The organism is Streptomyces sp. NPDC107581, from assembly GCF_055657175.1.
This window is the reverse complement of the sequence record NZ_JBVKBH010000021.1, coordinates 19505-43591: the sequence shown is the minus strand read 5'-3', so window position 1 is coordinate 43591 and position 24087 is coordinate 19505. Positions and strand designations below refer to the sequence as shown.

Annotated in this window: 18 protein-coding genes and 2 pseudogenes; 14 read left to right on the top strand and 6 right to left on the bottom strand. The window is 73.3% G+C overall.

Going from position 1 to position 24087, the window contains the following annotated elements; translation table 11 throughout:
- Nucleotides 1-359: 359 nt before the first annotated feature.
- Both ACZ7P3_RS37665 and ACZ7P3_RS37660 read right to left on the bottom strand, forming a co-directional pair.
- Nucleotides 360-1127, bottom strand: a complete 768-nt coding sequence (locus tag ACZ7P3_RS37665; RefSeq protein ID WP_472088724.1) for a hypothetical protein — start codon at nucleotides 1125-1127, stop codon at nucleotides 360-362.
- 166 nt (nucleotides 1128-1293) lie between these two features.
- On the bottom strand, nucleotides 1294-2967 hold the full coding sequence (locus ACZ7P3_RS37660) for a PucR family transcriptional regulator (protein ID WP_472088723.1): 1674 nt from the start codon (nucleotides 2965-2967) through the stop codon (nucleotides 1294-1296).
- Between the two features lie 346 nt (nucleotides 2968-3313).
- On the opposite strand from ACZ7P3_RS37660, the gene ACZ7P3_RS37655 reads away from it, so the two are divergent.
- From ACZ7P3_RS37655 to ACZ7P3_RS37630, 6 genes and pseudogenes are all read left to right on the top strand, one after another.
- Nucleotides 3314-4207 (top strand): FAD binding domain-containing protein, encoded by an 894-nt coding sequence (locus tag ACZ7P3_RS37655; protein WP_472088722.1) that lies wholly within the window; start codon nucleotides 3314-3316, stop codon nucleotides 4205-4207.
- Nucleotides 4207-4788 carry a (2Fe-2S)-binding protein gene (locus ACZ7P3_RS37650; protein WP_472088720.1) on the top strand — a complete coding sequence of 194 codons (582 nt, stop codon included), beginning with the start codon at nucleotides 4207-4209 and terminating at the stop codon, nucleotides 4786-4788. Before ACZ7P3_RS37655 ends, ACZ7P3_RS37650 begins: the two co-directional genes overlap by 1 nt.
- Before the next feature lies 1 nt (nucleotide 4789).
- Complete coding sequence (locus tag ACZ7P3_RS37645) at nucleotides 4790-7174, top strand: xanthine dehydrogenase family protein molybdopterin-binding subunit (RefSeq protein WP_472088718.1); 2385 nt, start codon at nucleotides 4790-4792, stop codon at nucleotides 7172-7174.
- A 207-nt stretch (nucleotides 7175-7381) separates the two neighbouring features.
- Nucleotides 7382-8839 carry an NCS2 family permease gene (locus ACZ7P3_RS37640; protein ID WP_472088717.1) on the top strand — a complete coding sequence of 486 codons (1458 nt, stop codon included), beginning with the start codon at nucleotides 7382-7384 and terminating at the stop codon, nucleotides 8837-8839.
- A 50-nt stretch (nucleotides 8840-8889) separates the two neighbouring features.
- Nucleotides 8890-10041, top strand: coding sequence for an XdhC family protein (locus ACZ7P3_RS37635; RefSeq protein WP_472088715.1), 1152 nt, complete (start codon nucleotides 8890-8892; stop codon nucleotides 10039-10041).
- Between the two features lies 1 nt (nucleotide 10042).
- Nucleotides 10043-10245: pseudogene (locus ACZ7P3_RS37630) on the top strand (DUF4158 domain-containing protein); the annotation flags it as partial.
- Nucleotides 10246-10291: 46 nt separating this feature from the next.
- Here ACZ7P3_RS37630 and ACZ7P3_RS37625 read toward each other — a convergent pair.
- The 3 genes and pseudogenes from ACZ7P3_RS37625 to ACZ7P3_RS37615 all read right to left on the bottom strand — a co-directional run.
- Nucleotides 10292-10507: pseudogene (locus ACZ7P3_RS37625) on the bottom strand (hypothetical protein); the annotation flags it as partial.
- A gap of 116 nt (nucleotides 10508-10623) precedes the next feature.
- The gene (locus ACZ7P3_RS37620) at nucleotides 10624-11064 is read right to left on the bottom strand and encodes an SRPBCC family protein (protein WP_472088714.1); all 441 of its coding nucleotides are present in this window, start codon (nucleotides 11062-11064) and stop codon (nucleotides 10624-10626) included.
- Nucleotides 10979-11719 carry a polysaccharide deacetylase family protein gene (locus ACZ7P3_RS37615; RefSeq protein WP_472088812.1) on the bottom strand — a complete coding sequence of 247 codons (741 nt, stop codon included), beginning with the start codon at nucleotides 11717-11719 and terminating at the stop codon, nucleotides 10979-10981. Before ACZ7P3_RS37615 ends, ACZ7P3_RS37620 begins: the two co-directional genes overlap by 86 nt.
- 334 nt (nucleotides 11720-12053) lie before the next feature.
- Here ACZ7P3_RS37615 and ACZ7P3_RS37610 point away from each other — a divergent pair, with 334 nt between their 5' ends.
- From ACZ7P3_RS37610 to ACZ7P3_RS37580, 7 genes are all read left to right on the top strand, one after another.
- Nucleotides 12054-12704, top strand: coding sequence for a phosphoribosyltransferase (locus ACZ7P3_RS37610; protein ID WP_472088713.1), 651 nt, complete (start codon nucleotides 12054-12056; stop codon nucleotides 12702-12704).
- Nucleotides 12705-12721: 17 nt separating this feature from the next.
- Complete coding sequence (locus ACZ7P3_RS37605) at nucleotides 12722-13183, top strand: TIGR03668 family PPOX class F420-dependent oxidoreductase (RefSeq protein WP_472088711.1); 462 nt, start codon at nucleotides 12722-12724, stop codon at nucleotides 13181-13183.
- A gap of 80 nt (nucleotides 13184-13263) precedes the next feature.
- Nucleotides 13264-14958 (top strand): S1 family peptidase, encoded by a 1695-nt coding sequence (locus ACZ7P3_RS37600; RefSeq protein WP_472088710.1) that lies wholly within the window; start codon nucleotides 13264-13266, stop codon nucleotides 14956-14958.
- Complete coding sequence (locus tag ACZ7P3_RS37595; protein WP_472088709.1) at nucleotides 14955-17216, top strand: serine/threonine-protein kinase; 2262 nt, start codon at nucleotides 14955-14957, stop codon at nucleotides 17214-17216. The genes ACZ7P3_RS37600 and ACZ7P3_RS37595 overlap by 4 nt, the downstream gene beginning before the upstream one ends.
- A 47-nt stretch (nucleotides 17217-17263) precedes the next feature.
- Nucleotides 17264-19033, top strand: coding sequence for a VWA domain-containing protein (locus tag ACZ7P3_RS37590; protein WP_472088708.1), 1770 nt, complete (start codon nucleotides 17264-17266; stop codon nucleotides 19031-19033).
- A complete protein-coding gene (locus ACZ7P3_RS37585; RefSeq protein ID WP_472088706.1) occupies nucleotides 19030-20034 on the top strand; it encodes a hypothetical protein in 1005 nt (334 codons plus the stop codon). Before ACZ7P3_RS37590 ends, ACZ7P3_RS37585 begins: the two co-directional genes overlap by 4 nt.
- On the top strand, nucleotides 20031-21347 hold the full coding sequence (locus ACZ7P3_RS37580; RefSeq protein WP_472088705.1) for an ABC transporter substrate-binding protein: 1317 nt from the start codon (nucleotides 20031-20033) through the stop codon (nucleotides 21345-21347). The genes ACZ7P3_RS37585 and ACZ7P3_RS37580 overlap by 4 nt, the downstream gene beginning before the upstream one ends.
- Before the next feature lie 278 nt (nucleotides 21348-21625).
- Here ACZ7P3_RS37580 and ACZ7P3_RS37575 read toward each other — a convergent pair whose 3' ends face one another.
- Entirely contained in the window at nucleotides 21626-22468 is an 843-nt protein-coding gene (locus ACZ7P3_RS37575) for a patatin-like phospholipase family protein (RefSeq protein ID WP_472088704.1), read from the bottom strand.
- A 170-nt stretch (nucleotides 22469-22638) separates the two neighbouring features.
- Here ACZ7P3_RS37575 and ACZ7P3_RS37570 point away from each other — a divergent pair, with 170 nt between their 5' ends.
- On the top strand, nucleotides 22639-23982 hold the full coding sequence (locus ACZ7P3_RS37570) for a diacylglycerol/lipid kinase family protein (protein ID WP_472088702.1): 1344 nt from the start codon (nucleotides 22639-22641) through the stop codon (nucleotides 23980-23982).
- Nucleotides 23983-24087 lie beyond the last annotated feature (105 nt).

Sequence of the window (24087 nt, the reverse complement as noted above, 5' to 3'; positions counted from 1 at the left end):
AGGTCGCCGCGGCGTCGGCTGTCATGGCTCTGCGGGCGTGCACCTATGGCGGCGGGCCTGTGCCCGGCCAGGGGCGCGGGGAACTGCGCGATCGGCTCCCGCGGACTCGCGGTCGGCGACGGTCCGCACGAGCCCGTTGCGTGGCGGCCGCGGCGCCGGTCCCTGGGAGGTCGCCGCGGCGTCGGCTGTCATGGCTCTGCGGGCGTGCACCTATGGCGGCGGGCCTGTGCCCGGCCAGGGGCGCGGGGAACTGCGCGATCGGCCCCCGCGAACCCGCGGTCGGCGACGGACCGCGCGAACCCGCGGTCGGCGACGGACCGCGCGCACCACGGTCGGCCACCGTCCGCACGCACCCGCCGCTAAGCCGTCGCCGTCCCCGGCGTCGGTGGTGTCAACTGGCGGGCCAGCCACGTCGGTACGCCCCCGAGCAACCGGAACAGCCGCCGGGCCTCCTCCCGCAGGCGCGACGCCTCCGGCTCGGACTCCGTGTCCGCCAGTGACGCGAGCGCGGGCGCCGTACCCACCAGGTAGCCCAACTCCTCCCGGATCCGCAGCGATTCGGCGAAACCGTGCCGCGCCTCGGACAGCTCGCCGTCCCGCAGGGCGAGCCCGGCCAGATGCCGCCACGTGAAGGACAGCAGCAGCGGGTCGGCGTGCGCCGCGGCGCCCGCATGGGCCCGGCGGTAGGCGGCGCGAGCCGCCTGCGGGGAGCGGGCGAGGTTCTCGGCCAGCAGCCCCCTGCGGAAGTCCAGCAGCGCCCTCGCCGCACCCCCCGGAGGGATCAGCGCCGCCGCCCGCCCCAGCGCGGCCCGCGCCTCGTCCGCACGGTCCCGCACGGTGTGCAGCGTGGCGGCGTAGGCGAGTTGACCGCGCTCGCAGGCGGCCGCCCCCCGCTCCTCGTCGGTGTGCGCCAGCGCTTCCGCCGTACGGAGGGCGTCCTCCGCCTCCGCCCAGCCCCGCTCGGTGTACAGGCACCGTTCGACCAGGAGCGCCGCCCGCTGCAGCGCGGCCGGCGGGGTGTCGGGTGGCAGCAGGGCCGCCGCGTCCACCCAGCAGGCCCGTGAGCGCAACCGCCATACCGCGGTCTGGAGAGGATCGTCACCGGCGGTCGTTCCGTTACCAGACATGGCGGAATGCGCCACGTTGCCCTCCCCGAGCACGCCATCGAGCTGTTGAGTGGTGGCGGCATTCCAGCACCAATGCAGGGGCCGGGCCAAGAGGGTGGGTGAAAGATTTCACAAAGTAGTGGGGCATTGGCGTGACTTGGTTTGGCCGCCCCACGCCCTTGTGAGCTCAGCTCATGCGCAGCGCCAGGAAGAAGTCCAGCTTGTCCTCGAGGCGCGAAAGGTCCCGTCCCGTCAACTGCTCGATGCGGCCGACTCGGTAGCGCAGCGTGTTGACGTGCAGGTGGAGCCGGGTCGCGCAGCGCGTCCAGGAGCCGTCGCAGTCCAGGAACGCCTCCAGGGTCGGGATCAGCTCGGCCCGGTGCCGGCGGTCGTAGTCCGTCAGGGGGTCCAGCAGCCGGGCGGTGAAGGCGCGGCGGACGTCGTCCGGGACGAACGGCAGCAGCAGCACGTGCGAGGCCAGTTCCTGGTGGCCCGCCGCGCACACGCGGCCGGGACGCGCCGCCGCCACCCGGCGGGCGTGCCGGGCCTCCTCCAGCGCGCCGCGCAGCCCCTCCGCCGAGTGCACGGCCGCGCTGACGCCGAGGGTGAGCCGCCCGTCGTCGTTCAGGCCCGCCGACAGCGGCTGCCGGACCGCCTGCAGGAGCGCGTCGGCCAGCAGGCCGGTCTCCGCGCCCTCGTGCTCGGCGGAGACCGCGGGCAGGGGCACCAGGGCGATCGCCTCGTCGCCCGTGTGTGCGACCGCGATGCGGTCCAAGGGCTCCGGGCCGGTGGCCTGCGGGTCGACCAGGACCTCCTCCAGCAGCGACTGGGCGACCGGGCCGACCTCGTTCTCGCTGCCCTCCCACTCGACGCGGGCCACCACCACCTGCCAGTGCGGGGCCGTCCCGAGCCCGGGCAGCAGCACCGGCGCCGCCACCCGCAGACGCGCGGCGATCTCGGCGGGCGCGGCGCCCGTCTGGACCAGCTCCAGCACCTCCTGGGCGAGCCGGCGCCGTACCGTGCGCGCCGCGTCCCGGCGGTCCCGCTCGACCGCGATCAGCTGGGTGACGCCCTGGAGCAGGTCGAGACGCTCCTCCGGCCAGTCACCGGTGTCCGCCTCGACGGCCAGCAGCCAGTCCGACAGGACCGTCTCGCGGACGTCCCTGGCGGCCTGCGGGGAGCGGCCCGAGGAGCGGATCGGGAAGAGGGAGAACGGGGCGCCGCCCAGCACCACCCGGTGGGGCCCGCGGCGGCCCGTGCGGGCGGCCGCCAGGTGCTCGGCGGCGAGCTTGGCGCAGGTCTCAGGCGACAGCGCCGGACCCGCCACCTTCGGGCCGGCGATCAGCCGGCCGGTGGGGGAGAGCACCCAGGCGCGCAGGTCCAGGTCGGAGCCGAGCAGGTCCAGGACCACGTCCGGGCCGCCGCCCGCCGGTCCCGAGGTCATCATCCGGCGGTGCCGGTCCACCACGGCCGCCAGGTCCCCGGCCCGCTCGCCGGAGACCTGTCGCACCACGTGTTCGGTGATCGTCGCGAACGCCACCGACTCGTGCACCGCGAACAGCGGCAGCCGGTGCCGCGCGCAGGCCAGCACCAGGTCGTCCGGCACATCGCCCAGCTCCGCCTCGCCGGCCGCCAGCCCGGCCACCCCGGCCTGGACCAGGATCCGTACGAACGGCTCGGAGTCGTCCGCGTCCCGGCGCCAGGCCAGGCCCGTCAGCACCAGCTCGCCGCCCGAGAGGTAGCGGCTCGGGTCACGCAGGTCGGTGGTCATCACCCCGCGTACCGACCGGTCCAGCTCGTCCTCGCCGCCGAGCAGCCGCAGGCCCAGCGCATCGGTGTCCAGAAGTGCGCGAAGCCGCATCTCGTTGCCGCCGTTCTATGTCTCGAAACCTACGATGAATCTTGATGGGTGACGGGGCAGGGCCCGGCGGGGTAGGCGCTCAGGCCGTACTCCGGGGTCGCCGGGCTGTGTCCTGCGTTTCCCGAGGAAAACGAAGAGGTTTCCGATGACCCTCGTTCATACGAATCTACAAGATGCCCACCATGGCCAGCCAACTCCTTCATGGTTTCGGTGACTGACCCCGCCGGAGTACTGAGCGGTGTACTGAGTCCACTCCGCGTTAACAGGACATGAACGAGCCGGGCCCGCCGCACACGGATTGGCTCAATACGTACGACCCACGAGACGAAGAAGAAGAGAGCCGGTCATGGACTTCCTTCGCCCCGCCAGCTGGGAGGAGGCGCTCGCCGCAAAGGCCGAGCACCCCACCGCTGTGCCGATTGCGGGTGGCACCGATGTGATGGTCGAGATCAACTTCGACCACCGCCGGCCCGAGTACCTGCTCGACCTCAACCGCATCGGCGACCTCACCGAATGGGAGGTCGGCGAGGACGCCGTACGGCTGGGTGCATCCGTCCCGTACAGCAGGATCATGCAGAATCTCCGTGCCGAGCTGCCGGGCCTGGCGCTCGCCTCGCACACGGTCGCCTCCCCGCAGATCCGCAACCGCGGCGGCGTCGGCGGCAACCTCGGCACGGCCTCGCCCGCCGGTGACGCCCACCCCGCCCTCCTCGCGGCCGGCGCCGAGGTCGAGGCGGAGTCGGCGGCCCGCGGCACCCGCCTGATCCCGATCGACGAGTTCTACACCGGCGTCAAGCGCAACGCCCTCCAGCCCGACGAGCTGATCCGCGCCGTCCACGTCAAGAAGGCGGACGGCCCGCAGCAGTACTCCAAGGTCGGCACCCGCAACGCCATGGTCATCGCGGTGTGCGCCTTCGGTCTCGCCCTGCACCCCGAGACCCGCACCGTCCGGACCGGCATCGGCTCCGCCGCTCCGACCCCGGTGCGGGCCAAGGCCGCCGAGGACTTCCTGAACGCTGCCCTGGAAGAGGGCGGTTTCTGGGACAACGGAAAGATCATCACCCCGTCGGTCGCCAAGCAGTTCGCGGACCTGTGCTCCGCCTCCTGCAACCCGATCGACGACGTCCGGGGCACCGCGAGCTACCGCCGCCACGCGGTCGGCGTCATGGCCCGCCGGACGCTCACCTGGACCTGGGAGTCGTACCGCGGCGCCCGCCGCGCCTCGGAGGGAGCTGCGTAATGCGCGTCAACTTCACTGTCAACGGACGTCCGCAGGAAGCAGACGACGTCTGGGAGGGCGAGTCCCTGCTGTACGTCCTGCGCGAGCGCCTCGGCCTGCCCGGCTCCAAGAACGCCTGCGAGCAGGGCGAGTGCGGCTCCTGCACGGTCCGCCTGGACGGCGTCCCGGTCTGTTCCTGCCTGGTTGCGGCCGGCCAGGTCGAGGGCCGCGAGGTCGTCACCGTCGAGGGCCTGGCGGACTACGCCAGGCAGCGCGCCGAGGGCGGCTGCGCCACCGGTGCCTGCGGGACCTCGCTCGACGAGGCCAAGGGCTGGCAGGCCAAGGGCACCGACTCGCAGACCGGAGAGGGCACCGAACTCTCCACGATCCAGCAGGCGTTCATCGACGCCGGAGCCGTCCAGTGCGGCTTCTGCACCCCGGGGCTGCTGGTCGCCGCCGACGAGATGCTGGAGAGCAACCCGAACCCGACCGATGCGGACATCCGCGAGGCGCTGTCGGGCAACCTGTGCCGCTGCACGGGCTACGAGAAGATCATGGACGCGGTCCGCCTGGCGGCCGCCCGCCAGTCCGAGGGGGTCTGACATGCCGGCCAACGGCGCTCCTACGAAGATCACGCAGGGCTCACAGACCAAGGGCGGCATCGGCGAGTCCACGCTCCGCCCGGACGGCACCCTCAAGGTCACCGGCGAGTTCGCGTACTCGTCCGACATGTGGCACGAGGACATGCTCTGGGGCCAGATCCTGCGCTCCACGGTCGCGCACGCCGAGATCGTCTCGATCGACACAGGCGAGGCCCTGGCCACGCCAGGCGTCTACGCGGTCCTGACCTACGACGACCTGCCCACCGAGGTGAAGAACTACGGCCTGGAGATCCAGGACACCCCGGTCCTCGCCCACGGCAAGGTGCGCCACCACGGCGAGCCGGTCGCGATCGTCGCCGCCGACCACCCGGAGACGGCCCGCCGCGCCGCCGCCAAGATCAAGGTCGAGTACAGAGAACTCCCGGTCATCACCGACGAGGCCTCCGCGACCGCGCCGGACGCGATCCTCATCCACGAGGGCCGCGACGACCACCACATCGGCCACGTCCCGCACCCCAACATCGTGCACCGCCAGCCGATCGTCCGCGGCGACGCGGACGAGGCCGCCAAGCGGGCGGACGTCATCGTCAAGGGCGAGTACACCTTCGGCATGCAGGACCAGGCCTTCCTCGGCCCCGAGTCCGGTCTCGCCGTGCCCGACGAGGACGGCGGCGTCCACCTCTACATCGCCACCCAGTGGCTGCACTCGGACCTCAAGCAGATCGCCCCGGTCCTCGGCCTGCCCGAGGACAAGGTGCGCATGACGCTCTCCGGCGTCGGCGGCGCGTTCGGCGGCCGCGAGGACCTGTCGATGCAGATCCACGCCTGCCTGCTGGCGCTGCGCACCGGCAAGCCCGTCAAGATCGTCTACAACCGGTTCGAGTCCTTCTTCGGACACGTCCACCGGCACCCGGCGAAGCTCTACTACGAGCACGGCGCCACCAAGGACGGCAAGCTCACGCACATGAAGTGCAAGATCGTCCTGGACGGCGGCGCCTATGCCTCCGCCTCCCCGGCGGTCGTCGGCAACGCCTCGTCCCTGTCGGTCGGTCCGTACGTCGTCGACGACGTCGACATCGAGGCCATCGCCCTCTACACCAACAACCCGCCCTGCGGCGCCATGCGCGGCTTCGGCGCGGTCCAGGCGTGCTTCGCCTACGAGGCGCAGATGGACAAGCTGGCGCAGAAGCTCGGCATGGACCCGGTGGAGTTCCGGCAGCTCAACGCCATGGAGCAGGGGACCATCATGCCGACCGGGCAGCCGGTCGACTCCCCGGCCCCGGTCGCCGAACTCCTGCGCCGCGTCAAGGCGATGCCCATGCCGCCCGAGCGCCAGTGGGAGTCCAGCGAGGGCGCCGACGTACGGCAGCTGCCCGGCGGTCTGTCCAACACCACGCACGGCGAAGGCGTCGTACGCGGCGTCGGCATCGCGGTCGGCATCAAGAACGTCGGCTTCTCCGAGGGCTTCGACGACTACTCCACCGCCAAGGTGCGCATGGAGGTCGTGGGCAGCGAGCCCGTCGCCACCGTGCACACCGCGATGGCGGAGGTCGGCCAGGGCGGTGTCACCGTCCATGCGCAGATCGCCCGCACCGAGCTGGGCGTCACCCAGGTGACCATCCACCCGGCCGACACCCAGGTGGGCAGCGCCGGTTCGACCTCGGCCTCCCGGCAGACGTACGTCACCGGCGGCGCCGTGAAGCACACCTGCGAGCTGGTCCGCGAGAAGGTCCTGGAGATCGGCCGTCGCAAGTTCGGCACCTACCACCCCGCCTGGGCCACCGCCGAGCTCCTGCTGGAGGGCGGCAAGGTCGTCACCGACGGCGGCGAGGTCCTCGGCGACCTGGCCGACGTCCTGGAGGGCGAGACGGTCGAGATCGAGGCGGAGTGGCGGCACCGGCCGACCGAGGCCTTCGATCTGCACACCGGCCAGGGCGACGGGCACGTCCAGTACTCCTTCGCCGCGCACCGCGCGGTCGTCGAGGTCGACACCGAACTCGGCCTGGTCAAGGTCATCGAACTGGCCTGCGCCCAGGACGTCGGCAAGGCCCTCAACCCGCTCTCCGTCGTCGGCCAGATCCAGGGCGGTACGACCCAGGGCCTGGGCGTGGCGGTGATGGAGGAGATCATCGTCGACCCGAAGACGGCGAAGGTCAGGAACCCCTCCTTCACGGACTACCTGATCCCGACCATCCTCGACACGCCGACCATCCCGGTCGACGTCCTCGAACTCGCCGACGACCACGCCCCGTACGGGCTGCGCGGCATCGGCGAAGCCCCGACCCTGTCGTCCACCCCGGCCGTCCTCGCGGCGATCCGGAACGCGACCGGGCTGGAGCTCAACCGCACTCCGGTACGGCCCGAGCACCTCACGGGGACCGCGTAACACCCCAGCTCTCCGGGCGGCGCAGGGAACGTCACACACTCCGCCGCGCCGCCCGGAGGAACCCTCTTTGAGTTCCGCTCCGCTCGCGGTCCTTGAAGTACCAGGAAATTCGTTCGTCTCGGGCCGTCCCCCGGGTCGTCCATTCCCAAATCCCGTGACCGCCGAGGCGGTTGGACGGGTGCCCCTGTGAACCTTGGGAGATGGCTCATGACCCAGCAGTCAGTGGAGCCCAGGACCGCAGCCGACGACGCGGGCGATGGCAGCCGCGTCCCGGCCGGGCGGTCCTGGCTCGACCGGTACTTCCACATATCCAGAAGAGGGTCCACGGTCTCGCGAGAGGTCCGCGGCGGCATCACCACCTTCATGGCGATGGCCTACATCCTCCTGCTCAACCCCCTCATCCTGTCCGGCAAGGACGTGGCGGGGGACACGATGGGCCAGAAGGCGCTCATCACCGCGACCGCGTTCGCGGCGGCCTTCACCACGCTGCTGATGGGATTCGTCGGCAAGGTGCCGCTCGCCCTCGCCGCCGGCCTCTCCGTCTCCGGCGTCCTGTCCTCGCAGGTCGCCCCCCAGATGACCTGGCCTCAGGCCATGGGCATGTGCGTGATGTACGGCGTGGTCATCATGCTGCTGGTCGTCACCGGCCTGCGCGAGATGATCATGAACGCGATACCGCTCGCGCTCAAGCACGGCATCACGATGGGCATCGGCCTGTTCATCGCCCTGATCGGTTTCTACAAGGCCGGCTTCGTGCACCAGGGCAAGGCCACCCCGGTCTCTCTCGGCCCTGCCGGTGAACTCGCCGGCTGGCCGGTCCTGCTCTTCGCCGGCACCCTGCTCCTGATCTTCATGCTCCAGGCCCGGAACATCCCCGGCGCCATCCTCATCGGCATCATCTCCGGCACCGTCGTCGCGGCGATCCTGAACGGCGCCGGTGTCATCGACCCCAAGCAGTGGGCGAACGGCGCCCCCGAACTGCACGGCGGCGCGGTCTCGATGCCCGACTTCTCGCTCTTCGGGCACGTCGAGTTCGGCGGCTGGGGCAAGGTCGGCGCGATGACCGTCGGCATGATCGTCTTCACGCTGGTGCTCGCCGGTTTCTTCGACGCCATGGCCACCATCATCGGCGTCGGCACCGAGGCCAACCTGGCCGACGACAAGGGCCGTATGCCGGGCCTGTCCAAGGCGCTGTTCATCGACGGCGCCGGCGGTGCGATCGGCGGTGTGGCGGGCGGCTCCGGCCAGACGGTCTTCATCGAGTCGGCCACCGGCGTCGGCGAGGGAGCCCGTACCGGTCTCGCCTCCGTCGTCACCGGACTGTTCTTCGCGGCCTGTCTGTTCTTCACCCCGGTCACCGCGATCGTCCCGCAGGAGGTCGCCTCCGCCGCCCTGGTGGTCATCGGCGCGATGATGCTGATGAACGCCCGGCACGTGGACTGGGCCGACCGCGCGACCGCCATCCCGGTCTTCCTGACCGTGGTCCTGATGCCGTTCACGTACACCATCACCACCGGTGTCGCCGCGGGCGTCATCTCGTACGTGGCCATCAAGACAGCCCAGGGCAAGGCCCGCGAGATCGGCGCCTTCATGTGGGGTCTGACGGTCGTCTTCCTCGTCTACTTCGCACTCCATCCCATCGAGGGCTGGCTCGGCGTGCACTAGCCCGCCCTGTGGAACGCCCTCTTCACGCAACCCCGTAAGGAGACCGAGAGATGCTGGACATCGCCGAGGAGCTCAACCGGTGGGTCGAGCAGGGCCGTGACTTCGCCGTCGCCACCGTGGTGGCCGTCGGGGGCAGCGCCCCGCGCCAGCCCGGCGCCGCCCTCGCGGTGGACGCCGACGGCACGGCCATCGGCTCGGTCTCCGGCGGGTGCGTGGAGGGCGCGGTGTACGAGCTGTGCCGGCAGGCGCTCGAAGACGGGGAAACCGTCCTCGAACGCTTCGGGTACAGCGACGAGGATGCCTTTGCCGTCGGCCTGACCTGCGGCGGCATCATCGACATCCTCGTCACCCCGGTCCGGGCGGACGGTCCCGCCCGGCCGGTGGTCGCGGCCGCGCTGGCCGCCGCCGCACATGGGGAGGCGGCGGCGGTCGCGCGGATCGTCACGGGACCGGCCGAACTGCTCGGCCGGGCCCTGCTCGTCGGCCCCGACGGCTCCTGGGACGGCGGCTTCGGCGCCCACCCGGAACTGGACCGTACGGTCGCCGCCGAGGCCGGCGCCTTCCTGGACGCGGGCCGCACCGGCACCCTGGAGATCGGCGAGCAGGGCTCGCGCTGCGGCGCCCCGCTCACCCTCCTGGTGGAGTCCTCCGTCCCCGCTCCCCGGATGATCGTCTTCGGCGCGATCGACTTCGCGTCAGCGCTGGTACGGGTGGGCAAGTTCCTCAACTACCACGTCACCGTGTGCGACGCCCGGCCCGTCTTCGCCACCCGGGCCCGTTTCCCCGAGGCCGACGAGATCGTCGTCGAGTGGCCCCACAAGTACCTGGAGCGCACCGGGGTCGACGGCCGTACGGTCCTGTGCGTTCTCACCCACGACGCCAAGTTCGACGTCCCCCTGCTGCACCTGGCCCTGCGGCTGCCGGTCGCCTACGTCGGCGCGATGGGCTCCCGCCGCACCCACCTCGACCGCAACGAGCGCCTGCGCGGGGTCGGCGTCACCGAGCTGGAGCTGGCCCGTCTGCGCTCCCCGATCGGCCTCGACCTCGGTGCCCGCACCCCGGAGGAGACGGCGCTGTCCATCGCCGCGGAGATCGTCGCCAACCGGCGCGGCGGCGGCGGGCTGTCCCTGACCGGCGCCCACACCCCGATCCACCACGACACGGCCTCGCGCCCGGCGGCGCGGATCGGGTCGGTCGCCTGAGGACCGCGATCTGATCGCGCTGCGTCGTACGGACGCGCACCGGCTCGGGACGGCGGTGCAGCTCTGCACGGTCCGCCCTGCCGGCCGGTTCCTTGGCGAGGACCCGCGCGCCGTGCCGTGGGAGGCCGTGGAGGACCTGGCCGGGCGGCTCGGGACCGTGGACGCCTCGTGCGTGAAGCGCACGCCGAGCGGCGCTCGACGCTCCTGCGCCGCGGCGAGGGGCGCCGAGGCCAGGAACGCCGAGCTGAGGTCAGCACTGGCTCAACGAGTCTGCGGAGCCCTGAACGGCAGCCTCCTGAACGGGATCCCTGGATTCCGGGTGCTCTGGACCACCGGCCGGGGCGGCGGCACGCAGCGCCGCCTCGACGCGGCGGTTGCCGGGCATGGTCGCCGTGACGGCGGTCATGGCTAGGAGGAGGCCGGCGGCGGTGCAGAGCGGGGTGCGTACGTCGTAGGCGGTGACCATTGAGGTCGGGGTTTTGTCCGGACTTCCGGAACCGGCTGTCCCACACGTGAGACCTTCGCTCCTGCCCTCCTTCCCGACCTCGCGCAATCCCCGGGCGCCCTACGGTTCAGGGACCGTCAGGGCTGCCTCAGCAGCCGGTTCACCGCCCGCCCGAACACCGCGCGGGCCGTGCTCTCCAGGACGCCGTCGAACAGGCGCGGCAGGAAGCGGATCCGCAGCTCCTCCCGCCACACCACGCGCGTACGACCGCCGGGCCCCGGCCGGACCTCGATCTCGGCCCACCCGAGCACGACCCGCCCGCGCTTCTCCAGCCGGCACAGGCCGGGCTCACCGTCCAGCGGCGGGCACCAGAGCGTGACCTCCATGGGATCGTCGAAGCCGAGGGGGCCGATGCCCGAACGGGCCACGAACCGGGTGCCCTCGCCGGTCGGCGCGGGCGGGTCCACGGTGATCCGGGTCAGCGGAACCACGTCACCGTGGCGGGGCCACGCCGTGAGCCGGCGCCACGCCTCGTCGAGGGGGAGCGGCACGGTACGTTCGAAAGAGAAGAGGGGCACAGCACGATCGTAGGGAACCGGCACCGGTCACCTGCGCGTTCGCTCCCTGCCGCACCCGACCCGGTGACTCAGGGCCTGTCGCTGGAGGCCGGTGGCTCAAGTCCGGCGGCTCAAGTCCGGCGGCTCGGGTCCGTGGGCTCGGACCGGTGGGCTCGGATCCGGTCGCTCGGGGCCGGCGGCTCGGATCGGGGCGCATCAGCGTGGGCCTGTGCCCGGTGAGCCGCTCTGTCGCGTAGCTGGGCCGCTTCAGCTCCTCGCGTATCTGCGGGTCGGAGATCCGGGTGAGGATCTTGTGGTCCCAGGTGTGGCTCGCCACTTCGTGACCCTCGGCCTGCATCCGCTTGACCGGCTCGGGGTACTTCTCGATGTGCCGCTTGCCGAGCAGGAAGAAGGTGGCCGGACCTTCTTCTCCTTGAGGATCTCGAGCAGCCGCGGCGAGTTCTCGCTGGGGGCCGGCGTCGAACGTGAGCGCGATGCACTCGGCCTCGCGGCAGTCGACGGTCCCGAACCGGGCCTGTGCCCCGTGCGCCGCCTCGGCGCGCACCGAACTCCGCGAGGTGGTGTCGACCTCCCCGCAGCCGGACACGGTCAGCGCCAGGCAGGCGGCGACCGAGGCGAGGGCGGCCAGGCGCAGCCTCCGGCCCCCTCTGCGCATCCTGGTGGGTGCGGGGCGCAGAGCCGGGTACGCCCCGGTCGGAGTCGACAAAAGCATGTCGGAGCTGTACGCACAGCGTATAGCTCACCCGTTCGAGGCCCCGACTGTTCCCATGGGGCGGCCGGTGCGACGGGGCGCTGCAGTGTGCAGCGCACTCGCTGCGGTCGGGCGGGGCCAACGCGGCTCTGTCACGGCCGCGCCGCCGTAGCACCATGGAGGTACCGGGGAGAACGGCACCCCGGCGATACGGGGGAGGAGAGCACCCCAGCGATGCCGGGGAGGAGAGCTCCGTGGCGATGCGGGGGTGAGAGCACCCCGGCGAGAGGACGAACCCATGCGCTTCCGGGACCGCGCCGAGGCCGGACGGACACTCGCCGGCCTGCTGAGCGACCTGCGCGAGCGGGGCGAACTCCCCGACCCCGTCGTCCTGGCCCTGCCCCGCGGCGGGATCACCGTGGCCGCGCCCGTCGCCCGGGCCCTCGACGCCCCGCTCGACGTGCTCGTCGTCCGCAAGATCGGCGCCCCCCACCACGAGGAGTTCGCCGTCGGCGCCCTCGCCTCCGGCGACCCGCCCCTCTTCGACGCGGACACCCTCGACCACCTGGGCCTGACCGAGCAGCGACTCGCTCCGGTCGTGGAGCGGGAACGACGCGAACTGGCCCGGCGCGAGCACCGCTACCGCGGCGACCGGCCGCCCCCGGACCTCGGGGGGCGGACCGTGATCGTCGTCGACGACGGCCTGGCCACCGGCGCCACCGCCCGCGCCGCGCTGCGCCATGTGCGCCGCCTGGCCCCGGCCCGGGTCGTCCTGGCCGTCCCCGTCGGGTCCCCGGACTCCCTCGACCTGCTCGCCGCCGAGGCCGACCTGGTGGTCTGCCCGCACCGGCCCGTCGCCTTCAACGCCGTCGGCCAGTGGTACGACGACTTCGAGCAGCTGACCGACGACGACGTGCTCGGTGTGCTCGACGCGCTGCACGCCCGCTGAACACCCGGGGAGCGAGGATGCCCGAACTGGCCGAGGCGGAGGCGCGCCGCCGGTTCACCGCGGCCCGGGTGGCCCGGCTGGCCACCGTCGGCCCGGCCGGCCGCCCCCACCAGGTGCCGGTGGTCTTCGCCGCACACACCGCCGACGGCACCGACCGGCTGGTGACCGCCGTCGACCACAAACCCAAGACCACCACCCGCCTCGCACGGCTCCGCAACATCCGGGCCCACCCGCCGGTCTGCCTGCTCGCGGACGCCTACGACGAGAACTGGGACCACCTGTGGTGGGTCCGCGCCGACGGCGAGGCCCGCGTCCTGCCGCCCGACGCCGCCGACCCCGCCCTGCGGCACGCCTACGAGAGCGCTGTGGAACTGCTGCGCGCGAAGTACCCGCAGTACCGGGACCACCCGCCGGCCGGTGCGGTGATCACCGTCACAGTACGGCGGTGGACCGGATGGGAGGCGCGCACGCCTGCCTGAAGCGGTGCAGGCCCGGCCGTCCGCGACAACCCGTGCACACCAGTAGTACCGGAAGGGCACGCGGAGTAGCCTCGGGTGACATGACGCGCACGGGGGAGCGAGCCGTCAAGTCGCGGTTACGGACACCACCTTGGATCGCCCGCATCGAAGAGCCGGACGGGCGGGTCCTCGGCGCGGGGGTGCTGCTCGCCCCCGACCGGGTGCTCACCGCGGCCCATGTCGTCCCTCCCGGCCGGTCCTACGTCGTCCACTTCGTCGGCGTGCCCGGCGTACCCGGAGTCGCCGCCACGGCCTGCGCGGACGAGCACGTACCCCAGCGGGAGGACGCCTTCGGCGACCGCAGCGGCGATCTGGCCCTGCTGCGGCTGGCCGAGCCGCTGCCGTCGGACCACACCACCCGGCTCTACCGGCTCGCCTCGCCGCACGGCCCGGTGAGCATGTACGGCTTCCCGGACGGCGACGACGGCGGCCGCTGGCACGGCGCCACCCTGGTCGCGGCCCGCGGCCGGGACAGCCAGGTGCAGCTGCGCCCGCAGACCCCGGACGAACGCGCCGCCCCCGGCTTCAGCGGCGGGGGAGTGGTCGACCACGCCACCGACGAGGTCATCGGCATCGTCCTCAGCGTCGACGAGGGGCCGGGCTCCGTCTTCAGCTACATGAGCCCCACCGAGACCATCCTGAGCCATCTGCCGCAGATCGCCGCCTGGACCGAGGGTGCCGAAGCCGTCGACCCGGCGCTGCGCACCGGCGCGACGGGAGCCGCGGGCCGGCTCGACGTGCCCTTCGCCACCGAACTCGCCTCCTGGTTCCGGGGCGAGGGCTGGCCGGTGCTCGTCACCGTCGTCCCCGCCCGCAGCAACCGTGCCTGGACCCTCACCCGCGCGATCACCCTGGCCGACCGGGAACTGCGCACCCAGCAGAACACCAGCGCCTTCAGCCATGACCCGCCCGAGACCGTGCCCCCGGCGGGCGGTCACGATCTCGCCCTGGACGTCAAGGATCTGACGGCAGATCAGGTACTGGACCGGATCGCCGGCCGGCTGGGCATCCGCGGCGACCCCCGGCCCGAACGGCTCGGCGCCCTGCGCATCCCGCTCACCGCCGTCCTGGTCGGCATCGACCAGGCCGCCGACCCCGACGCCCTGCTGGGCCTGCTGGACCGGCTCGCCCGGCAGGGGGCCCGCCTGCTCCTGGTCTTCCGCCGCCGCGGCGGCCGCGCGGCCCGGGCCGCCGAGTCCTTCGTCCAGCGTCCGCTGCGCGCCCGCTGGACTCGCCTGCACCATGAACTCGACCGCATAGTGGACGAGTTGGGACCCGCGCTCGACGAGCGGTGCGACCGCGTCCTGCCCGACCCCGGCACCCGGCCCCTGCTCGACCGGGCCGAGGCCGGCGTACGGCGCACCCGGATGCTGCGCGCCTGGGTCGCCCACACCCCCGAACGGGAACGCGAACCCCGGCGCGCCGACCTGATGTTCACCTTCGAGGACGCCGCCGAACGCCGCCGCCGGCGCCTGGAGCAGGCCCTTTCCGCCCTCGACGCCCGGCTGCGCCGCCGCGGGGAACTCCTCGGACGCATCACCGCCGAGTGGCCGCTGTGCAGGGAACGGGCCGCGGAGCGGGGCGACGACCGGGTCGTGGAGGCCTACCGGCTCTACGAACACGCCCTGTCCCTGCTGCGGCAGACCCCCTGCGACGTGGACCGGGCCGAGAGCGCCGTCGAGGCGTTCATCGCATTCTGCTCCGGCACGGCACCCGGGAAGGAGGGCGCCACATGACCTCGTGCATCCGGCCCGGCTGCGCGGGCCGCATCATGGGCACCGGCTACTGCGACACCTGCGGACACCGGCACCAGGAACCGCAGGCCGAGCGGTCCACCGAGCCGCCGCCCCCGTCGGCCGGCCCCGGCGCCGACGAGCCCCCCGGCCCGCACCCCACCCACGCGGTCGCCGGCGTCGGCGAACTCGACCAGCACGGACTGGTCCGGCTGCCCGACGTCCCGGTCCCCGAGGGCGGACTCGTCGAGGACCCCCGGCCGCCCACCGGCGGCCGCCGCTGCGGCGCGCTCGGCTGCACCATGACCATCGGCATCGGCTACGGCGGCCAGCCCGCCCGCGCCACCGGCCGCTGCCCGCGCTGCGGCACCCCCTACTCCTTCCTGCCCCAGCTGAACAAGGGCGACACGGTCGCCGGCCACTACCGCGTCCTCGGCTGCCTGGCCCGCGGCGGTCTCGGCTGGATCCACCTCGCCGAGGACACCCGTGCCGAGGGCTACCGCGTCGTCCTCAAGGGGCTGATCAACGTCCACGACGCGCTCGCCCGCCGCAACGCCGTCGAGGAACGCCGCTCGCTCACCGACCTGCACCACCCCGACATCGTCCGCATCATCACCTACGCCGAACACGAGACCGGCGGCGGCTCGCCCACCGGCTACCTGGTCATGGACTACATCGGCGGCCGCTCCCTGCAGCAGCTCTTCGACGCCGACGACGCCGAGCGCATCTTCCACGGCGGCCCACGCCTCGACCACGTCCTCACCTACGGTTGCAAGATCCTCGGCGCCCTCCAGTACATGCACGAACGCGGGCTCCTCTACTGCGACATGAAACCCGCCAACGTCATCCACTTCGGGCGGGCGGTCAAGGTCATCGACCTCGGCGCGGTCCGCGCGATCGGCGACCGCGGATCCGCCTACGTCTACACCGCGACCTTCGCCCCGCCCAAGGAGGAGGTCGACAGCCGCGGCTGGCACGTCGACAGCGACCTCTACACCGTCGGCATGACCCTGCAGGCCCTGGCCCGGGGCACCGAACCGGCCCGCGGCCTCGCCCCCGACTCCTTCCGCCGCCTCATCGACCGCGCCACCCACGCCGAACCCCGCGCCCGGTTCCGCTCGGCCGCCGAGATGTCCCGGCAACTGTGGGAAGTACTGCGCGAGGTCCGCTCGCTGCAGTTCGGCGAGCAACTGCCCGAGAGCTCCACCCGGTTCCGCGCCACCGAGGCCGGCCTCGACGCCGGACTCGGCGCGATCCCCTCCCTGGACCACTGGACCGGCCGCCCCGGTGAACGCCCCGCCGGTCTGGACGTGTCCCCGCCCCCGGCCGCCGAGGCCGCCGGCGCCCTGCCGGAGCCGGTCCCCGACCCCGACGACGGCGCTGCCCTGCTGCTGGACACCTTCCCGCCCGACGCACCCGACCGGGTCGCCCGGCAGTGGCCCCGCGAATCCCGGCTCGGCACCCCCGAGACCGCGCTGTGGCTGTGCCGCGCCTACCTCGGACGAGGCGCGCAGGACGAGGCCGAGAGCTGGCTGGCCGAGGCCGCCACCCAGCTCGGCGAGCGCGCCGCCGCCTACGACTGGCGGATCGCCTGGCACCGCGGCGTCCTGCATCTGAGCCGGGCCGAGGTGCGGGCCGCCGGCAGCTGCTTCGAGGCCGTCTACCAGGCGCTGCCCGGCGAGTACGTGCCCAAGCTCGCCCTCGGCCACTGCGCCGAGCACGGCGGCGACCGGCGCACACCCCGTGCCATGCGGTTCTACGAGGCGGTGTGGGCACGGAACTTCGCCCACACGGCCGCCGCGTTCGGCCTGGCCCGCGGCCATCTGTCCGCCGGCGACCGGGACGCGGCCGTACGCGTCCTCGACGACGTCCCCTCCACCTCCCGCCACTACGACGCCGCACGCATCGCGGCCGTCCGCATCCGCGCCGGCATCCTGCACGGCAGCCCCCCGTCGGTGGCCGACCTGCGGGACGCGGACCGGCGGCTGCCCGAACTGCACCTGGACGGCGGCGCCGCCGACGGCGAGTCACGGGCCCGGCTGGTCGCGGAGGTCCGGGAGAACGCCCTGCACTGCCGCCCCGAGCAGGGCTGGGGGCCCGAGTTCCCCGCCGGCGACCTGTTCGGCTCCGGCGCCGAGGACACCCTGCGCGCGCTGCTGGAGCAGTCCTTCCGCCATCTGGCGGCACAGGCGCGTACCGCGGGCGAACACGGCCGGCTGCTCGACCTGGCGCACGCCGTGCGGCCGATGACGACGTTCTGAGCGCACACAGCACGCACGAGCCGGAGGGAAGCGAGGGGGACGCAGCCATGAGCGTGGCCGGGAACTCCGGGAACGCAGGGAACGCAGGGAACGCAGGGAACACCGGGAACCACAGGAACACCGGGAACGCCGGGCACGCGGAGAACGTCGGTAACTCCGCGAAGGCTGAGAGCGCTGAGAGCGCGGAGGGCGCCGGGGCGGGCGTCGTGGTGACCCTCGCGGTCGGGCAGCAGCGGGAACTTCCCGCCGTGCCCGCCGCGGCCGGGCTGCCGCACGACCGCGAGATGCACGCCATCCTGGAGATCGGGGTCAGCAGCGACGGCGCCCCGGGGATCGCCACCGGGCCGGCCCACGGTCCCGGGCCGACCCACGGTCCCGGTCCCGCGCACGGTTCCGGACCCGCCCTCGCCGAGGTGCTGATCGTCGACACCTCCCGCTCCATGCTCCACCCGGCCGCCAAACTGCACGCGGCCAAGGACGCCACGGCCGCCGCGATCCGGCTGCTGCCCGAGGGCACCGCCTTCGCCGTGCTCTCCGGCCGGTTCGACGCCACCGTGGTCCACCCCGGGCCCGAACGTACGGTGATGGCCGTCGCCGGGCCCGCCGAGCGCGAGACCGCCGAACGCGCCGTACGGATCCTGGAGGCGGACGGCGGCACCGCCATCGGCACCTGGCTCGACCTGGCCCGGCGACTGCTCAGACAGCAGTCCGCGCCGATCAAGCACGTCCTGCTGCTCACCGACGGGCGCAACGAGCACGACCACCGCAGCGCCAGCCCGCTGGACACCGTCCTCGACGCCTGCGAGGGCCGGTTCGTCTGCGACGCCTGGGGAATCGGCGAGGACTGGGACGCCGACCTCCTGCTGCGCATCACCCGGCGGCTGCACGGCCGGGCCGCCGCGGTCCGTCGCGAGTCCGAACTGCCCGGCGCGTACGAGGAACTGGTCGGCGGACTGCTCGGCACGGCCGTGCCCGAGCTGCGCATCAAGCTCACCCCGACCCCCGGCACGGTGATCCGCCAGGTCAAGCAGGTGGTACCGAACGAGCAGGAACTCCTCGCCGCCGGTGACGGGTTCGGCGAACGCGGAGCCGAGTACGTCACCCGGGCCTGGGGCGAGGAGACCCGGCACTTCCAGGTCGTCCTGGCCGCCGACCCGACCGGACGCGAGATCGGCGAGGACCTCCAGCTCGCCGCCGTGGACCTCGTCGTACCCGACTTCGGACGCACGGTACGGCTGCCCGCGCCACGGCCGATCCTGGTCCGCTGGACCGACAATCCGCTCGACGCCTCCCGGCAGCATCCCGGGGTCCGCCGCCACGAGCTGTATCAGCAGGCGAGCGCCGCCGTCGCCCGGGCCTACCGGGCCTGGCTGCGGCGCGCGGAGGGCCGGGCGACGGCGGACCGGGAGCTCGCCCGGGCACTGGCGCTCGCCGCCGAACTGGGCGACACCCCGCTGCTGGACGCGCTGCGCCGGGTCGAGGCCGCGCCGGGCACCGGCCGGGTCCGCGACGGTCTCAAGGACGTCGACTGGCAGCACCTGATCCTCTCCAGCGCCATGACCACCCCACCACAGCCGCCGGCCGCCGGACCGCCGGCCGCCGGCACACCCGCAGCCGGGGCGCCCGTGCCCGGTTCACCCGAGCCCGGTTCGCCTGGGGCCGGTCCGCCCGTGGCCGGCCTGCCGGTCCTGCCCGGCCCACCGGTCCCGGCCGGCACCGACGAACTCATCGAGTGCCCGGACTGCGCATGGATCGGCCCGGCGGACTCCATGTACTGCGGCGGCGACTGCGGGCGATTGCTGAAGGCGACCTCATGAGGGCCGGCACCGGTGCGGGTCTGCGCGACCCGGCCCCCCTGCCCCGCCTCCTCGGCCGCCCCCTGGGCGCCGGGCGGCGCCCGCCGGAGGGGGCCAGCACGACCGCGTACGACCTCTCCGTGCGCCGTCGGCTGCTGCTGGCCCTGTCGGCCCTGCTGACCCTGACCCTGTTCCTCTCCTACGAGGGCGTGCACGCGGACGCCGACCCGCTGCGCACCTCCAGTGCCCCCGCTGTCGTCGCCATCGACACCGCGCTGTCCGCGCTGCGTGACGCACAGACGAACGCGACCGGTCCCTTCCCGTCGACCAGCGAGTTCCAGAAGCAGATCTCGGTGGCCGCCCAGAGCCTCGCCGTGGCCGCCGCCGACGACGTGGGCGGCCCCTCGGACCGGCAGGCCCTGCAGACGGCCGCCGGGCTGATCACCGGGTACACCGGAATGGTCCAGAAGGCCCAACTGCAGCCCGGCGGAAGCCTGTTGCGGGACGCCTACCTGAGCTATGCGACCAGCATGCTGAGCGCCAAGGAGACCGGCATCGAGGACCGCCTCAAGCTGCTGCAGACCCAGCAGCAGGCCGTGGTCGGGCGGCAGACCTCCTTCGGACGGCTGCTGTGGCTCGGCTGGAGCGTGACGGCGCTGCTCGTCCTCGCCCTGGGCGCGGCCCTGGTCGAGACCCAGCTCTTCCTGCGTCGCCGCTTCCGGCGCAGGTACAACCGTCAACTCATCGGCGCGGGGGCGCTGCTGGCCGCGGGGTTCGCCGTCCTCGTGCTGTTCACGGTGTGGACCCACCAGGGCATGACACACACCCGCGGCCTGCTCGACCAGGTGGTGGCCGGGACGGCCGGCACGGCCGCGGGGCCCGAGGCCGCCTCGTACCTGGCACACACCGGCCTGCGCGCGGCGGCCTCGGCATGGATCGTGATAGGAGGCATCGTGCTCATGGCGCTGACCGAGACGGGTCTGCGGCAGCACATCAACGACTACCGGTTCAGGCCGCGGTGAGCACCCCCGGAAGCGGCCCCGCGACGGCCGCCCCCGGCACCCGGCGCCGTCCCTCGCGCCGCATGGTGCGCACGCTCACCGTGGTGGCGAGCTGCCTGGCCGTGCTGGCGGCGGCCGTCGTGGTGGGCGTACGCACCCTCGGGCGGGAACCGACCGTCACCCTGCTGGCCAACTGGACGGACAAGGACGCGCGGTACTTCCGCGAGGCGGTCATCGCCCCCTTCGAGCGCAAGTACCACGTCCACGTCGACTACCAGGGCAGCTCCGCCGAGAGCCAGGTACTGAGTGCCGATGTCGAGGCCGGCACACCGCCGGACGTCGTGGTGCTCACCGGCCCCGGCGAACTCGCCGCCTACGCGGCCCAGAAGAAACTCGAACCGCTCGACGGACTCGTTCCGCAGGGCGACTTCAGCGAGTCCTGGGCCACGCACCTGAAGGGGCACGTGTACTGGTTCCCGCTCAACGCCGACGTCAAGAGCATCGTCTGGCACCCCGGGCGCCTCACCGAGGAGCGGCAGCTCCGGCAGGCCGCACGGCAGCCGGACCAGTGGTGCCTCGGCATGGGCTCCGGCGCCACCAGCGGCTGGCCAGGCACCGACTGGATCGAGGACATCCTGCTGCAGCAGTACGGCGCGCGCACCTACGACCTCTGGGCGCGCGGCAAGCTGTCCTGGCAGTCGAAGCAGGTGAGGCGGGCCTGGACCACCTGGCGGGACATGGTGGGCGCCGGAGGGCCCAGAGACCTCGTCCTGCGCGCCCTGCGGACCGAGTACCAGAAGGTGTCCGAGCTGGTCACCGAGGACCCACCGCAGTGCACGCTGGAGCACCAGGCGTCCTTCGTCCGCACCTACCAGCCCTGGAAGGACGTGCACGGCGGTTACGAGCCCTCGTCCCGGCTGATCCCCCACGCGACCGCCGAGAACACCTGGGAGGTCTCCGGCGATCTGGTGGCCCTGCTGCACGCCACCCCGCAGGCGCGGCAGCTGATCCGCCACCTCGCCTCCCCCGACGCCCAGCAGGCCTGGAACGCCAAGAAGTCCGGCTTCTCCGTGAACGCCGAGGCGGCGCCCGCCGACGACTCCACCGCCGGCTGGCACCGCTCCCTGGCCAGGACCTTCCTCACCCCCGACGCGGTGCACTGCTTCGACGCCTCCGACGCCATGCCGCCCGCCGTCCGCGACGCCTTCGCCCAGGCGACCATCGACTACCTGGCCGACACCCACGATCTCGACGGCCTGCTGAAGAACCTGGACAGCCTGCGCAGCGACAAGGAACTGACCTGGCTGCCGTCGGTCTGCGACCGCGACCCCTGAGCGGCGGCGCGGGCCGGCACGGGACGAGGGGCGCGGCCGGGACGACATGAGGGGCGCGAGCCGGGACGAGACGACACGACACGGCACGACACGACGGGAGGCGAGCCGCACCGCCCGGGACGAGACCGGGGGCACGGGCCGGTACGAGACGAGGAGCGGGGCCCGGGACGAGACGACGGGCGCGGGCCCGGGACGAGATGGCGGGCGCGGGCCCGGGACGAGACGACGGGCGCGGGCCGGGGACGAGAAACGACGAGCGCGGGCCCGCGGCGGTCGGCTCAGTCCCTGTTCCACGGCAGCCGCAGCCCCCGCCCCTGCGCCCGGCCCGCCTCGGCGGCCGGGCCGCGGGTGGCCGGATCCAGCGCGTTGTCGCCCATCGCCGCCCGGGACGCCTCGTCCGGCGCCACGAGCACCACCTCGACGCCCTCGGCGCGCATCTCCTCCACGACCCGTTCCACCGGCTGCTCGCTGGGGAACGGCTCGACGGTCCCCATCGGCACCACGACCAGCATCCGCTCCGCGCCGCCCGCGTAGTCGGCGTTGGCGATGGAGCGCACGTTCCCGTCGACGTACCGGCGTCCGTCGATCGTCACCGGCGGCCACACCCCCGGCACGGCACAGCTCGCCGTGACGGCGTCGACCAGGGGCACCCCGGAGTCCTTGTCGAAGACGCTCGGCTCCCCGCTCTCGGCGTCCACCGCGACGATCTTCAGCGCCCGTTCCGGCCAGCTGTGGGAGGGCAGCCGTGACGCGATCACCGCCCGGCGCCGCGCCTCCGGCACGGTCCGTGCCGCCAGCGCCCCCCGCCCCACCACACGCCGCAGCTCCGGTACCGAGGCGACGGACGCGGTCGCGGCGCCGACCTCCTCGGCGAACTTCCGCAGGTCCATCACGGCCGTGATCTCGGCGGTCTGCAACGCCGGATCCACCTGCCGGGCGTATAACTCCTCCAGGCCCACACCGCTGCCCACCTGCGCCGCGACGGTCGCCCCCGCGGAGGTCCCGAGCAGCAGATCGGCTCCGGTCACGTCCTGCCCGGTGTCGGCGAGCCCGGCCAGCAGCCCGGTGATCCATGCGATCCCGCCCACGCCGCCCGCGCCCAGCACCAATGCCTCCGTCATCCCAGCTCCTTGGTAGACCGTGATCCACCGGAAACTACACCGGACGGGGTGGCCGTAATCCCAGGAGCACCACGAGGGCGCGCGGACGGTTCCGTTTCGGACATGCCGTGCCGCATGGCCGCTCGTAGCCTGATCTGGAAGCCGGCACCCATGGAACGGGAGGCTGCCCCATGAACAGGCGCTGGACCGCTCGTCTGGCCCTGCTGGCGGGTGCGGCGGCGGTGGCGGTGCTGCTGGTCTTCGCCGGGCTCGGCAGCCTCGTCCTGGTGGCGGTGGGAGCGGCCGGGCTGGTGCTCACGGCGGCCGGCGTCTGGTGGATGCTGAGCCGTACCGGATGGCTGCGGGCGCTGGCCGTACTGCTGGTGCTCGCCGCGCCGCTCACCGTCCTCACCTGGTACGCGACCGCCGGTCTGCTGTGGGTCGTGCTGGTCTCGCTCGGCCTGTGGGCGCTGGCCGTGTCCGCGGGCAGGGCCGCGCTGGCCGACGACAGCGCACGGAGGATGCCGGAGCGTTCGGCCGGCCGGGCACGCCGGCCCTTCCTGATCATGAATCCGCGCTCCGGCGGCGGAAAGGTCGAGAAGTTCCGTCTGGCCGAGCGGGCCAGGGCCCTGGGCGCGGAGGTCGTCGTACTCGACCCCGCCCGCCACCAGGACGTGGCCGAGCTGGCGCGACGGGCCGTGGGGCGGGGGGCCGACCTGCTCGGGGTCGCGGGCGGCGACGGTACGCAGGCCCTGGTGGCCGGCGTGGCCGCGGAGCACGACGTTCCTTTCCTGGTGATCAGCGCGGGCACCCGCAACCACTTCGCCATGGACCTGGGCCTGGACCGGCAGGACCCCTCGACGTGCCTGGACGCGCTGACCGACGGCCTCGAACTCCGCGTCGACCTCGGCCGCATCCGCGCCGGGCGGCGGCCCTCGGACGGCGGTACGGAGCTGGTCTTCGTCAACAACGCCTCGTTCGGGGTGTACGCGGCCGTCGTGCAGAGTCCCGCCTACCGCGAGGACAAGGCCCGCACCACCCTGGAGATGCTGCCGGACCTGCTGACCCGCCACAGCGGCGCGCATCTGACGGTGCGTGCCGGTGCGCGGGTACCGGAGGATCCCCAGGCCGTCCTGGTGAGCAACAACCCCTACCTGACCGGCGACTCGGCGGGCCTGGGGCGCCGGAAGCGGCTGGACTCCGGCCGGCTGGGGGTGCTGGTCGTCGAGGTCGGCACCGCGGCGGAGGCGACGGAGCTGCTGCTGCTCGGTGAGCGCAGCCGGGGACTGACCGCCGTCACCGCCCGGGAGGTCGTCGTCGACGCCGACGCGTCCGAGATCCCGGTCGGCGTCGACGGCGAGGCCCTGATGCTGCCGACTCCTGTGCACTGCCGTGTCGAGCCCGGCGCCCTGCGTGTACGCGTGCCGCGGCACCGTCCAGGGGCGCCGCGCCCCGCCCCGCCGATGGACTGGCGCAGGGTGCGGCGCCTGGCCCTGACGATGGGCCGCGCCGCGGCAGGACGCGACAGCGGCTGAGCCCGGTCAGGGCCGGCCGGGCCGGGATTCTTCGGGTCAGGCCTCTTCGGGCCAGGACCTCTCGGGTCAGGGCTTCCCGGGTCCGGGCGGGCTCTTCGGGCCAGG